We start from the raw sequence: 13,027 nt of genomic DNA on the forward strand, positions 1-13,027 counted from the left end.
CAAAGGGTTACGGCGGCCATGGCGAAGGGGAAACACCCGGCAACATTCCGAACCCGGAAGTTAAGCCCTTCAGCGCCGATGGTACTGCACGGGAGACTGTGTGGGAGAGTAGGACGCCGCCGGACAATATTTAGGCCGTAGGCCGTCACCACTGGTGACGGCCTACGGTCATTTTTGCGTGCCTTTCGGCGCTGCTCGCATCACTCCCAGCGGCGCATGACCATGCCGACCCGCGGCTTGGGGCGGAACCACGACGACTTGTGGGGCAGCAACCGTCCCGTGGTCGCCGCGCGGGTGACCGTCGTGAGCGCGGGAGTGGCGAGGAGAAGAGCGACACCGCCGGCCTCTCGGGCGGCGCGCGCGGCGCTGCGCGGGTCGGGGTCGTAGGCGACGGCGTCGGACTCCAGGCCGTGGTGCGGGGTGAAGACGTCCTCGACCCAGCGCGGGGCGCACTCGTACGCGTCGACGCCGAGGAACCGGTGCCCGTCGGTGAGCACGCAGCGTGACTCGCCCACGGCGACGAAGCGTCCCGCCTCGTCACCTCCGCCGAGCTCCACGACAGGGAGCGGGAGTCCCTTGAGCGCCTCGTCGAGGTCCATGTCGGCGACCACCCGGTGGATCGGACCGACCCGCATCGAGGGGGGATCGAGGACCAGGGTGAGGGCGTAGCGGCCGGCACGCTCAGGGGACGTCCGCCACGCGGCGTAGCGGTGGTGCCCGTCGGCGATCACCAACGGCTGCGACGCGAGCCGCGCGGTGAGCGCGCCGATCGCCCCGGGCTCGGAGACGGCCCAGACCTCGTCGGTACGCCCCTCGGCGCCGGCCCGGCGGTCCGGCCGACCGGCCGTCAGGGCATCGAGGAGCGGCGCCACCGGCTCCTGCGTCGTGTAGGCGGTGATCGGCTCCCAGTGCGCACGGGTGGCCTCCGCGAGGCGCGCCTGCCGGATGGCGTACGCGGCGATCACGTCTTCGTGCGGCCGGAGGCGACCTGCCTCGAGATCGACCAGTGCCAGGACGCCGACGGCTTCATGGCCGCCCTCCTGCGTGCGGGAGACGTACAGGGACGGCTCGGAGTCCTGCTCCAGGACGCCGTCGTCGAACCACGCGGACGCGGTGCGTGCCGCCTTCTGCGGGTCGTCGTCGCGAAACGCCGGCTCGAGCAGCCGGAGGACGTGGTGAGGAGGAAGGTCAGAAGGAACGCGGGACCAGCTGACCGACGGTACGTAGGTGCGCGACGTCACGACGTCGCTGCCGCCTCGAAAACCCACAGCCCTGAACGGGCGGATCACGCCGTTGTCCACCGGTGCATCGTAGGCCAGGGCCGCGGGGCCTACGCTGGTCGGCGATGCCCGACCACACGAATCCCCCCGATCCCCGCCGCCGTCTCGTCCCTGCGCTCGCGGCGTGCGACACGCCGCTGCGGGCCGCCTACGACGTCGCGATGCTCGATCTCGACGGTGTCGTCTACCGAGGCGACGGCGCTGTCGACCACGCCGCGGAGGCGCTCAGCGAGGCCGCCGGCCACGGGATGCGCCTCGCGTACGTGACGAACAACGCCTCCCGGACGCCGGCGGACGTCGTCGCGAAGCTGCGCGCGCTCTCGATGCCGACCGAGGACGACAGCGTCGTCACGTCGGCACAGGCGGCCGGACGGCTCGTCGCCGACCTCGTCCCCGCAGGCTCGCGAGTCCTCGTCGTGGGGGGAGCGGGCCTCGTCCAGGCGCTGGAGGAACGGGGCCTGGTGCCGGTGCGCTCCGCGCAGGACGATCCCGCCGCGGTCGTCCAGGGCTTCTCGCCCGACCTCGGCTGGGCCCAGCTCGCCGAGGGCGCCTACGCGGTCGCGGCCGGGGTCCCGTGGATCGTCAGCAACACCGACACCTCGATCCCGACCGAGCGCGGCATGGCACCCGGCAACGGGACGCTCGTCGCCGCCGTGGCCGCCGCTTCCGGAGGCGTCCCCGAGGTCGCCGGCAAGCCGTACGCGCCGCTGTTCGACGAGACGGTCCTGCGCGTCGGCGGCGAGCGACCGCTGGTCGTGGGCGACCGCCTCGACACCGACATCGAGGGCGCGAACAACGTCGGCGCAGACAGCCTGCTCGTCTTCACGGGTGTGTGCGACCTCGACACGGCCGTCGCCGCCGGCGCGTACGCTCGGCCGACGTACCTGGCTCCTGACCTGCGAGGACTGGAGCTGCTGCAGCGCCCTGTGACGGTCGACGGTCTGGAGGCGGCGCGCTGCGGCGGCGTGGCGGTGCTGTGCCGGGACGGCCGGCTGGTCGTCGACGGAGGGGCCGTCCCCGAGGACGGGCAGGCTGCCGTGGACCTGCTGCGGGCAGCGGTCGGGCTGGCGTGGCACCGGCGCGACGAGGTCGGTGGTGAGTCTGGTGACCGGCTCGACACGAGCGCCGTACGAGACGCGCTCCGTCAGTGGGGAGTGCGATGATCGACGAGCCGACACGAAGGAGCGCGCAATGACCGATGGCGGACCCGCCGACCACGAGCAGGCGGCACGCGACCCTCGGGTCGAGGCCGTCCTGAGCGACCTCGAGCGGCTCGCCGACCTCCCCGTCGACTCCCACCTCGAGGTCTACGAGGCGGTCCACGCGAAGCTGCGCGAGGTGCTGCAGACCGCCGGCCAGGCGCCGGGCCCCCGCCCGCCTGCGCCGCCCGGCCCGCCCCCGCCTCGCCCCGAGGTCCCGTGAGCAGGCGACTGCGCCTCGATGCCGAGCTCGTCCGCCGCGGCCTGGCGCGCTCGCGCGAGCAGGCCAGCGACCTGATCGCGCAGGGTCGGGTGACGGTCGCGGGAGCGCGCGCCGGCAAGGCGGCCACCCAGGTGACGACCGACCAGGCGATCGTGGTCCGCGACGCGGAGTCGGACCCCGGGTACGCGTCGCGCGGGGCGTACAAGCTTCTCGGGGCCCTCGAGGCCTTCGAGCCGCTCGGGCTGAGCGTGGAAGGACGCCGGTGCCTCGACGCCGGCGCCTCGACCGGCGGGTTCACCGACGTCCTGCTGCGGCGCGGCGTACGCGAGGTGGTCGCGGTCGATGTCGGGTACGGCCAGCTGGTCTGGGCGCTCCAGCAGGACCCTCGGGTCGACGTGCACGACCGGACGAACGTCCGTGACCTCGCGCCGGAGGCGATCGGCGGGCAGGTCGAGCTCGTCGTGTCCGACCTGTCCTTCATCTCGTTGACGCTGGTGATGCCCGCGTTCGCGCGCCTGTGCGTGGACGACGGTGACATGGTGCTGATGGTCAAGCCGCAGTTCGAGGTGGGCAAGGAGCGGGTCGGCAAGAAGGGCGTCGTCCGCGACCCCGAGCTCCACGTCGAGGCCGTCATGGGCGTGTGCACCGCAGCAGCGGAGATCGGCTGGGGGACGCGCGCGGTGGCCGCCAGCCCGTTGCCCGGACCGACCGGCAACGTCGAGTACTTTGGGTGGTTCCGGCGAGACGCCGCAGGAGTCACCGAGGACGAGGTGCGTGCTGCGGTGGACGCCGGACCGCTGGGCCGGCCGAGTGGAGGAGAGCAGCGATGAGCGTCGCGCCGTCGTCGTCGCAGGGGCGACGTGTGCTGATCCTCGCCCACACGGGGCGCGAGGAGGCCAGCAAGGTCGCCGCGGAGTTCGCGCAGGCGATGGCCGCCGAGGGGATCGCCGTCCGGGTCGTCACCGAGGACGCCGAGGCACTGGGGCGCTGGGGGCTCCCGGACGCCGAGGTGGTGCCGGTGACCGACGACGCCGGACGCGGGTGCGAGCTCGCCGTCGTGTTCGGCGGTGACGGCACGATCCTGCGTGCCGCCGAGCTCGTCCGTGACTGCGGGACCCCGCTCGTCGGGGTCAACCTCGGCCACGTCGGGTTCCTGGCCGAGGCCGACGTCGACGACCTCGACTACACCGTCCGGCGCGTGGTGGCACGCGACTACACGGTCGAGGAGCGGATGACCGTCGACGCGCGCGTCTTCGTCGACGACCGCGAGGTCGCCCGCAGCTGGGCGCTCAACGAGGCCACCGTCGAGAAGGCCTCGCGCGAGCGGATGCTGGAGGTCGTGGTGGCCATCGACGACCGCCCGGTCTCGCGGTGGGGGTGCGACGGGGTCGTGTGCGCGACCCCGACCGGCTCGACCGCCTACAACTTCAGCGCCGGCGGCCCGGTCGTCTGGCCGGAGGTCGAGGCGCTGCTGATGGTGCCCATCAGCGCCCACGCGCTGTTCGCCCGGCCGATGGTCGTGTCACCGACGTCGCTCCTGGCGATCCAGGTCATCCCTGAGGCGCCTGCCTCAGGCGTGCTGTGGTGCGACGGACGCCGGACGTACGAGCTTCCGCCGGGCGCCCGCGTCGAGGTCCGGCAGGGGGAGAAGTCGATCCGTCTGGCACGCCTGCACCAGGCCCCGTTCACCGACCGGCTCGTCCGCAAGTTCGACCTGCCCGTCAGCGGCTGGCGCGGCGCGGCCGCCCAGCGGCACAGCGAGCAGGCCCAGGCCGAGGCGAGCCCGGCTCCCGACCGCACAGAGGGGGTCTGACCGTGTGGCAGGAGATCAGGCTGTCCTCCCTCGGCGTGATCGCGGACGCCGAGCTGTCGCTCGGTCCGGGGCTGACCGTCATCACCGGTGAGACCGGCGCCGGCAAGACCATGGTCGTCACGGCGCTGGGTCTCCTGCGCGGCGCCCGCGCCGACGCCGGTCTCGTCCGGCACGGCGCCGACCGGCTCCGCGTCGAGGCGACGGTCGACGTCGGCGGCCTCGACGCCGTCCGCGCGGTGCTCGACGACACGCCTGCCGAGCTCGACGGCGACGAGCTCGTGGTCGCGCGCACGATCGGCCGCGACGGGCGCTCGCGCGCCTACCTCGGCGGTGCCTCCGTGCCGGCGGGAGTCCTGGCGCGGGTCAGCGAGCAGCTGGTTGCCGTGCACGGCCAGTCGGACCAGCACCGGCTGCTCCGCACGAGCGCCCAGCGAGAGGCGCTGGACCGGTTCGGCGACGTGGTCGGCCTGCTCACGGAGTACGCCCCGGCGTACGCGCGGCTGCACGAGGCCCGGCGGGCGTACGACGAGCTCGTCGCCGCCCGACAGGAGAGGCTGCGCGAGCTCGACGTCCTGCTCTTCGGCCTCGACGAGATCGCGGCCGTCGCGCCGGAGGAGGGTGAGGACGAGGCGCTGCGCGTCGAGGAGGGACGGCTCGCGCACGCAGAGTCGCTGGTCCGGGCCGCCGCCGAGGCGCACACGCTGCTGTCGGAGGTCGACGACGCCGCCGACGTGCTCGACCTCCTCGGGCAGGCAGGCGCGCTGCTCGACGCGGTGCGCGAGCACGACCCGGCCTTGGACGTGCAGGCACGCCGCCTGGAGGAGGTCCGCTTCACCGTGACCGACGTCGCCTCCGAGCTGGCCTCGTACTCCGACGGCGTCGAGGTGGACCCGGCGCGCCTGGCCGCGGTCTCGGAGCGCCGCGCCGCGCTGACCGGCCTCACCCGCAAGTACGGGCCCGAGCTGGCCGACGTGCTGCAGTGGGCCGAGGACGCGCGCGAGCGTACGAAGACGCTGCAGGGCGACGACGACCGGATCGCGACGCTCGAGGAGGAGATCGCGGCGCTCGAGTCCGACCTCCTCGCCCGTGCCGCCGAGATCAGCGCGCGACGACGGGACGCGGCCGGACGGCTCGCGGCGTCGGTCGAGACCGAGCTGGAGGCGCTCGCGATGCCCCACGCGCGGCTCGAGGTGGAGGTGCGTACCCCTGAGACGCCCGAGCCCGCCGACCTCGGACCGGACGGGGTCGACGACGTCGAGCTGCTCCTCGCGGCCAACGCCGGTGCCGCACCGCGGCCGCTCGCCAAGGGCGCCAGCGGCGGCGAACTCTCGCGGGTGATGCTCGCGCTGGAGGTCGTGCTCGCCGACAAGGCGAGCGTGCCCACCTTCGTCTTCGACGAGGTGGACGCCGGGATCGGTGGCAAGGCGGCGATCGAGGTCGGCCGGCGCCTGGCCCGACTCGCGGCCAACGCCCAGGTCGTCGTCGTCACGCACCTCCCGCAGGTAGCCGCGTTCGGCGACCGTCACTACCACGTGCTGAAGTCCGACGACGGCACCGTCACCACCAGCGACGTCGCCCTCCTCGACGACGACGAGCGGGTCGCGGAGCTCTCGCGGATGCTCGCCGGCCTGGAGGGCTCGGCGACCGCGGAGGCCCACGCCCGCGAGCTCGTCGACCTCGCCGCCGAGGACCGCGCGCTGCGCTGAGCGGTCGCAGGACACGCCGGGACGCGGCCTGCCGGTTTCCTGCCGACCCCGGTGGCAGCATGACGACGGTGAGCCTGCTGAATCTCCGGAGAACCGCCCCTGACACCACGCTCGACGTCCAGGGACCGGTCCGCCTCGTGCGCAGCGCACGCGACGTCAAGCGCGTCCGCAGCGGGGACGTGGCCGTCGTGGACCTGCCCGACCTCGACCGTACGACGGCCGAGGCACTGCGCCTGCGGGGAGCGGTCGCGGTGGTCAACACGGCGCCGACGAGCACCGGGCGCTACCCGAACCTCGGGCCGCAGGTGCTGGTCGGTGCGGGCGTCCCGCTCCTGGACGCTGTCGGGACGGAGCTGTTCACCCGGGTCAAGGACGGAGACAAGGTCGGCCTCGACGGAGCGCAGCTCGTGCGAGGCGACGAGGTGGTCGCCGAGGGCACGCTCGTCGACGACGAGCTCGTCGCGGAGATGCTGAGTCGTGGGCGTACCGGCATGGCCGTGCAGCTCGAGACGCTGACCGCCAACAGCGGCGAGTACCTGCGTCGCGAGCATGCCCTCCTGCTCGAGGGTGTCGGCATCCCCGAGCTCGCGACGTCGCTGGACGGCCGTGAGGTGGTGGTCGTGCTCTCCGGGCCCGAGTCCGCCGCCGAGCTCAAGACGATGCGGCGCTACCTGAAGGAGCGCAAGCCCGTCCTCGTCGGCGTCGACTCCGGGGCCGATGCCCTGGTCGCGGCCGGGTACGACCCCGCCGTCGTGGTCGGCGACCTGTCGCAGATGGGTGACCGTACGCTGCGTGCCGCCGGCGAGATCGTCGTCACCGAGTCCCGTCTCCACGCCGAGACCGAAGAGCGTCTCGAGCGCCTGCAGCGGACGGCGGTCGAGTTCCCCGGCACCAGCGGGTCGGAGGAAGCGGCGCTGCTCCTCTCCGACGCCCGCGGCGCGCGCGTGGTCGTCACCGTCGGTGGGTTCGGCACCCTCGAGGAGTTCTTGGACTCCGCGCGCTCGGGCGGTGCGACCCGCTATCTCACGCGGCTGCGGCTGGGCGCCAGGCTTGTCGACGCGCGCGCGATGGTCGGCCTGCACCGGCCGCGGTTCACCCTCTTCCAGGTGCTGCTCGTCCTGCTCGTCGCCCTGGTCGCCCTCGGCGCCGCGCTCGCCACGACGCCGGTCGGTGCCGAGTGGCTCGAGTCGGCCCGCGACTGGCTCACCACCACTGCTCAGGAGATCCGAGGCTGATGCCGATCCGTTCGCTCGTCGTCGGCGGTGCCGCGCTCGTCCTCGCCCTCTCCGCCGGGATCGCTCTCGGAGCGGGGGTGCTCGACGGGGCGGAGCCGGAGCCCGCGGTGGCCGCCGACCGTCCCGCGCCGGTCGCGACGGCCGAGGACACGGCCGCCCGGAAGGTGGCCGACGCCTATCAGGAGACGCTCGGCACGGCTCCCGTCACCGGCCGTCTCACCGGCCGGTCCGTCGTGCTCGTGACGCTCCCCGGCGCCTCGGAGGAGTCCGTCGAGGCGGTCGGTACGGCGCTGAAGGCCGCCGGCGGCTCGGTCGTCGGCACGGTCGCGCTGACCGAGCGCCTGCTCGACCCCGCCGACCGGCAGTTCACCAGCGGCATCGCGCAGCAAGCTCTCAAGGGGGTGGCCGACACCCCGACCGACGGGCTGGCCAACTACGAGCTGGTCGCCGCTGCCCTCGGGCGGGCCCTGTCGGCCAAGGAGACCACCCCGGCCGATGCCCATGCCCAGACGATCCTGGCGGCCTTCGCGGAGGGGAAGCTGCTCACCTCCGACCCTCGCCCCACGCACCGGGCGCAGCTGGCGGTCGTGGTCGCGGGCTCGCGCGACAACCTCTCCCAGGGCCGCGGCGAGCTGCTCACGTCCCTCGTCGGCGGCCTGGACGCAGCGGGCGCCGGAACCCTCGTCGCCGGACCGGTCGGGGCGGGCGCACGCGGCGGCGCCGTCGAGGCCGTACGGGGCGGGACGGGCGCGGACGCCGTGTCCACCGTCGACGTGCTCGGGGTGCCGTTCGGAGACGTCGTGACCGTCCTCGCGCTCCAGCGGGAAGCCGCCGGAGACGCCGGGCACTACGGCACGTCCGGGGCCGACGGCGGAGCCTTCCCGCCGGCCGCGTGACCGTACGGAGGGTCACAGCGGGATGCCGTCGTCCGCGTGGCGTCCCAGGTCGTTGCCGAGACTTGGTAGGGTGAAACTCCGTGAGCGTGTGCACTGATCGGGTTGTCGTCTCCCAGAGCGCAGCCCTCAGACGCGCAGCGTTCCAATGACGGCCCACACGATCACGGGAGTTCTCTTGGCAAACTCGGTGCCCACCAAGCACGTCTTCGTCACCGGCGGCGTAGCTTCCTCCCTGGGCAAGGGGCTCACGGCCTCCAGTCTCGGACGGCTGCTGAAGTCTCGCGGTCTGCGGGTCACGATGCAGAAGCTCGACCCGTACCTCAACGTCGACCCCGGCACGATGAACCCGTTCCAGCACGGCGAGGTGTTCGTCACCAACGACGGTGCGGAGACCGACCTCGACATCGGCCACTACGAGCGGTTCCTCGACGAGGACCTCGTCGGCCGCGCCAACGTGACGACCGGCCAGGTCTACTCCGAGGTCATCGCCCGCGAGCGGCGCGGCGACTACCTCGGCGACACGGTCCAGGTGATCCCGCACATCACGAACGAGATCAAGGACCGCATGCTCTCGATGGGCGGCCCGCACGTCGACGTCGTGATCCACGAGATCGGCGGCACGGTCGGTGACATCGAGTCCCAGCCGTTCCTCGAGTCCGCGCGTCAGGTCCGGCACGAGATCGGCCGCGACAACTGCTTCTTCCTCCACGTCTCGCTCGTGCCGTACATCGGCCCGTCGGGGGAGCTCAAGACCAAGCCGACGCAGCACTCGGTGGCCGCGCTGCGCTCGATCGGCATCCAGCCGGACGCGATCGTGTGCCGCTCGGACCGGGAGATCCCGGTCGGCGTCAAGCGCAAGATCTCGCTGATGTGCGACGTCGACGCCGAGGCGGTCGTCACGGCTGCGGACGCGCCGTCGATCTACGACATCCCGAAGGTCCTGCACGCCGAGGGCCTCGACGCGTACGTTGTCCGGCGGCTCGACCTGCCGTTCCGCGACGTCGACTGGAAGCAGTGGGACCAGCTGCTGCACCGCGTCCACGAGCCCGAGGAGGAGGTGACCGTCGCCCTGGTCGGCAAGTACGTCGACCTGCCCGACGCCTACCTCTCGGTCGTCGAGGCGCTGCGGGCCGGCGGCTTCGAGCACGAGGCGAAGGTCCACGTGAAGTGGGTGCCGTCCGACGAGTGCCGGACGCCCGCGGGCGCGCAGCAGTGGCTCGGTGACGTGGACGCGGTCTGCGTGCCCGGCGGCTTCGGGATCCGTGGCATCGAGGGCAAGCTCGGTGCGCTCACCTGGGCGCGCGAGCACAAGGTCCCGACGCTCGGCCTCTGCCTCGGCCTGCAGTGCATGGTCATCGAGTACGCCCGTCAGCGCGCCGACATCCCCGACGCGAGCTCGACCGAGTTCGACCCCTCGACCGAGCACCCGGTCATCGCCACGATGGCCGAGCAGGAGGCGTTCGTCGAGGGCGCCGGCGACCTCGGCGGCACCATGCGGCTCGGGCTCTACGCGGCGCGGCTGACACCGGGATCGGTCGTCGCGGAGGCGTACGGGGCGACGGAGGTCTCCGAGCGTCACCGCCACCGCTACGAGGTCAACAACGGCTACCGCGACACGCTGGAGAAGGCAGGCCTGGTCTTCTCCGGGGTCTCGCCGGACAACCACCTCGTCGAGTTCGTCGAGCTGCCGCGCGAGGAGCACCCGTACTACGTCGGCACGCAGGCGCACCCGGAGCTGCGCTCGCGCCCGACCCGCCCCCACCCGCTGTTCGCCGGGCTCGTCTCGGCGGCGATCGACCGCCAGCGCGAGCTGCGGCTGCCCGTCGACGAGGCGGGGCTGCGGCGGCACCCGGCCGAAGCCACGGCGTGAGCGCGGCGGCGGACCCCGGCCGGGTCCCTCATCCGGGCCTGCCGGGGCTGCTGCTCGCCGAGGGGGAGCGGTTCGGCGACCGTGCCGAGTCCTGGCCCGTCCGCGCGAGCCGGACGCCGTACGCCTCGTCGTTCGTCGACGTGGTCCTCGACGAGGTGGCGACGCCCGAGGGTGGGGCGATCCACCGGACGACCGTGCGCCATGCCGACGCCGTCGGCATCGTGGTCCAGGACGACGAGGGTCGCGTGCTGCTCCTCGAGCAGTACCGCCACCCGGTCCGTCACCGCCTCGTCGAGCTCCCCGCGGGTCTGCTCGACATCGAGGGGGAGGCACCGCGTGACGCGGCGGCTCGCGAGCTCGCCGAGGAGGCCGACCTCGTCGCCTCGTCGTGGGAGTCCCTCGTGACCCTGCGCTCGTCCCCGGGCTTCACAGACGAGCGTGTCGAGGTGTTCTTGGCCCGCGGGCTGGAGCCCGTCAGCGACGACGCCCGCACCGAGCGCCTGGACGAGGAGGCCGACATGACCGCGGTGTGGGTTCCGCTCGAGGAGGCGGTGGCCGCGGTGCTCGACGGCCGGATCACCAACTCGCTCGCCGTCGCGGGCCTTCTGGCCTGCTTCGTGAGCGCGCGCGGGGGTGCCCGCGCCTAGGATCGGCTGTGTCGGTGCGCCGCGCGACGTGCGGCCCCGGGGAGGAGAGCACGATGAAGGTCGGCGTCCCACGCGAGGTCAAGGTCCACGAGTACCGCGTCGCGATCACCCCGGCCGGGGTGCGCGAGCTGCGCGAGGCAGGCCACGAGGTGGTCGTCGAGGCCGGGGCGGGTGTGGGCTCGTCGATCCCGGACGAGGAGTACGTCCGTGCCGGCGCCGACATCCTTCCCGGCGCGGACGACGTCTGGGGCACCGCGGACCTGCTGCTCAAGGTGAAGGAGCCGATCCCTGAGGAGTACCACCTCCTGCGGCGTGACCAGGTCCTCTTCACCTACCTCCACCTCGCCGCCTCCCGGGAGTGCACCGACGCGCTGGTGGGGTCGGGGACGACGGCGATCGCGTACGAGACCGTCCAGGCCGCCGACGGCACGCTGCCGCTGCTCGCGCCGATGAGCGAGGTCGCCGGCAAGCTCGCGGCCCAGGTCGGCGCCTACCATCTGCTGGCCCCGGAGGGGCGCGGCGTGCTCATGGGCGGCGTCCCCGGGGTCCACCCTGCCGACGTCGTGGTGCTCGGCGGTGGCGTCTCCGGACGCAACGCCGCGGCGGTGGCCGTGGGGATGGGGGCACGGGTCTCCCTCTTCGACATCAACGTGGCGCGGCTGCGTCAGCTCGACATCGAGTTCGGCGGACGGGTGCAGACCGTGGCGTCGAACCGCTACCAGGTCGAGGGTGCGGTCGCCGCCGCCGACCTCGTCATCGGTGCGGTGCTCGTCCCCGGAGCCAAGGCTCCTCGGCTGGTCAGCCACGACATGGTGGCGGCGATGCGTCCGGGGAGCGTGCTCGTCGACATCGCGATCGACCAGGGAGGCTGCTTCGAGGACTCACGTCCCACGACCCACGTGGAGCCCACGTTCGTCGTCGAGGAGTCCGTCTTCTACTGCGTCGCGAACATGCCGGGTGCCGTCCCGCACACCTCCACGTACGCCCTCACGAACGTGACGCTGCCGTACGTGCTGGCGCTCGCGGACGCGGGGTGGCGTGACGCCCTGCGGACCGACCCGGCACTGCGTGCCGGACTGAACGTGCACGACGGCCGGATCACCAACGAAGGCGTCGCCGAGGCGCACGGGCTCGCCTGCGTGTCGCCCGACGAGGTCGTGGCGTAGGTGGCCGACGACCGGAACCCCGTCGGTCGGCTCGTCGAGGAGTACCTCAGCCATCTCGCGATCGAGCGCGGTCTCGCGGCCAACACCCTGTCGTCGTACCGGCGCGACCTGCGGCGGTACGCCGCGTACCTCGACAGCCGCGGCATCACCTCCGTCGACGAGATCGCCGAAGCCGACGTGACCGACTTTCTCGCGCACCTGCGTGAGGGCGACGAGGACCACGTGGCACTGTCGGCGCCGAGCGCGGCCCGGACGCTGGTGGCTGCCCGCGGGTTCCACAAGTTCGCGGTCCGCGAGGGGGTCGTCGGACGCGACGTGGCCGCGGAGGTCAAGCCGCCGGCGCCACCGCGACGGCTGCCCAAGGCGCTCGCGGTCGAGGACGTGGAGGCGCTGCTGGACGCCGCCGGGGCAGCCGGGACGGAGCTCGCGGTCCGGGACCGCGCCCTGCTGGAGCTGCTGTACGGCACCGGCGCGCGGATCTCGGAGGCCGTCGGGCTGGACGTGGACGACCTCGACCTCGAGGTCGCCCAGGTGCTGCTGCGGGGCAAGGGCGGCAAGCAGAGGATGCTGCCGGTCGGTCGCTTCGCCGTGGACGCGCTGCGGAAGTACCTCCTCGACGTCCGTCCGGGCCTGGTCAGCGGCCGCGACAACGGGGGAGCGGTCTTCCTCAACTCGCGCGGCGGCCGGCTGTCGCGCCAGAGCGCATGGGCCGTGCTGTCCAAGGCGGCCCAGCAGGCCGGGATCGGTGGCGACGTCTCCCCGCACACGCTGCGCCACTCGTTCGCGACCCACCTGCTCGACGGCGGCGCCGACGTCCGCGTCGTCCAGGAGCTCCTCGGGCACGCCTCGGTGACGACCACCCAGGTGTACACGCTGGTGACGATCGACAAGCTGCGGGAGGTCTACGCGACCGCCCATCCGCGCGCCCTCGCGTGACCTGTCACACCTCCGCGTGGCGCGGGAGTGGAGACTTGTCGACTTGGTACAGTCCA

General features: G+C 73.1%; 12 protein-coding genes and 1 rRNA gene. 12 read left to right on the forward strand and 1 reads right to left on the reverse strand.

What is annotated here, in order from left to right; translation table 11 throughout:
• Window positions 1-8: 8 nt before the first annotated feature.
• A 5S ribosomal RNA gene (gene rrf, locus NYZ95_RS16610) occupies window positions 9-125 on the forward strand.
• 75 nt (window positions 126-200) lie between these two features.
• On the opposite strand, the gene NYZ95_RS16615 is transcribed toward rrf, so the two are convergent.
• Entirely contained in the window at window positions 201-1,301 is a 1,101-nt protein-coding gene (locus tag NYZ95_RS16615) for a DUF1015 family protein (RefSeq protein ID WP_262852445.1), read from the reverse strand.
• 44 nt (window positions 1,302-1,345) lie between these two features.
• Between NYZ95_RS16615 and NYZ95_RS16620 the strand changes: the two genes are divergently transcribed.
• From NYZ95_RS16620 to xerD, 11 genes are all read left to right on the forward strand, one after another.
• On the forward strand, window positions 1,346-2,443 hold the full coding sequence (locus NYZ95_RS16620) for an HAD-IIA family hydrolase (protein ID WP_262852446.1): 1,098 nt from the start codon (window positions 1,346-1,348) through the stop codon (window positions 2,441-2,443).
• 28 nt (window positions 2,444-2,471) lie between these two features.
• The gene (locus NYZ95_RS16625; RefSeq protein WP_262852447.1) at window positions 2,472-2,702 is read left to right on the forward strand and encodes a hypothetical protein; all 231 of its coding nucleotides are present in this window, start codon (window positions 2,472-2,474) and stop codon (window positions 2,700-2,702) included.
• Window positions 2,699-3,532 (forward strand): TlyA family RNA methyltransferase, encoded by an 834-nt coding sequence (locus NYZ95_RS16630; protein ID WP_262852448.1) that lies wholly within the window; start codon window positions 2,699-2,701, stop codon window positions 3,530-3,532. The genes NYZ95_RS16625 and NYZ95_RS16630 overlap by 4 nt, the downstream gene beginning before the upstream one ends.
• Window positions 3,529-4,515 (forward strand): NAD kinase, encoded by a 987-nt coding sequence (locus NYZ95_RS16635; RefSeq protein ID WP_262852449.1) that lies wholly within the window; start codon window positions 3,529-3,531, stop codon window positions 4,513-4,515. Before NYZ95_RS16630 ends, NYZ95_RS16635 begins: the two co-directional genes overlap by 4 nt.
• 2 nt (window positions 4,516-4,517) lie before the next feature.
• The gene (recN, locus tag NYZ95_RS16640) at window positions 4,518-6,221 is read left to right on the forward strand and encodes a DNA repair protein RecN (protein WP_262852450.1); all 1,704 of its coding nucleotides are present in this window, start codon (window positions 4,518-4,520) and stop codon (window positions 6,219-6,221) included.
• A gap of 68 nt (window positions 6,222-6,289) precedes the next feature.
• Window positions 6,290-7,456: a putative cytokinetic ring protein SteA gene (gene steA / locus NYZ95_RS16645; protein ID WP_262852451.1), complete on the forward strand. Its 1,167-nt coding sequence runs from the start codon at window positions 6,290-6,292 to the stop codon at window positions 7,454-7,456.
• On the forward strand, window positions 7,456-8,352 hold the full coding sequence (locus tag NYZ95_RS16650; RefSeq protein WP_262852452.1) for a copper transporter: 897 nt from the start codon (window positions 7,456-7,458) through the stop codon (window positions 8,350-8,352). Before steA ends, NYZ95_RS16650 begins: the two co-directional genes overlap by 1 nt.
• 175 nt (window positions 8,353-8,527) lie before the next feature.
• The gene (gene pyrG, locus NYZ95_RS16655) at window positions 8,528-10,222 is read left to right on the forward strand and encodes a CTP synthase (RefSeq protein ID WP_262852453.1); all 1,695 of its coding nucleotides are present in this window, start codon (window positions 8,528-8,530) and stop codon (window positions 10,220-10,222) included.
• A complete protein-coding gene (locus NYZ95_RS16660) occupies window positions 10,219-10,869 on the forward strand; it encodes an NUDIX domain-containing protein (RefSeq protein ID WP_262852454.1) in 651 nt (216 codons plus the stop codon). Before pyrG ends, NYZ95_RS16660 begins: the two co-directional genes overlap by 4 nt.
• Before the next feature lie 53 nt (window positions 10,870-10,922).
• On the forward strand, window positions 10,923-12,035 hold the full coding sequence (gene ald, locus NYZ95_RS16665; RefSeq protein WP_262852455.1) for an alanine dehydrogenase: 1,113 nt from the start codon (window positions 10,923-10,925) through the stop codon (window positions 12,033-12,035).
• Window positions 12,036-12,971 carry a site-specific tyrosine recombinase XerD gene (gene xerD, locus NYZ95_RS16670; RefSeq protein ID WP_262852456.1) on the forward strand — a complete coding sequence of 312 codons (936 nt, stop codon included), beginning with the start codon at window positions 12,036-12,038 and terminating at the stop codon, window positions 12,969-12,971.
• The last annotated feature ends 56 nt before the right edge of the window (window positions 12,972-13,027 follow it).

This window comes from Mumia quercus (assembly GCF_025506335.1).
Taxonomy (GTDB): Bacteria; Actinomycetota; Actinomycetes; order Propionibacteriales; family Nocardioidaceae; genus Mumia; species Mumia quercus.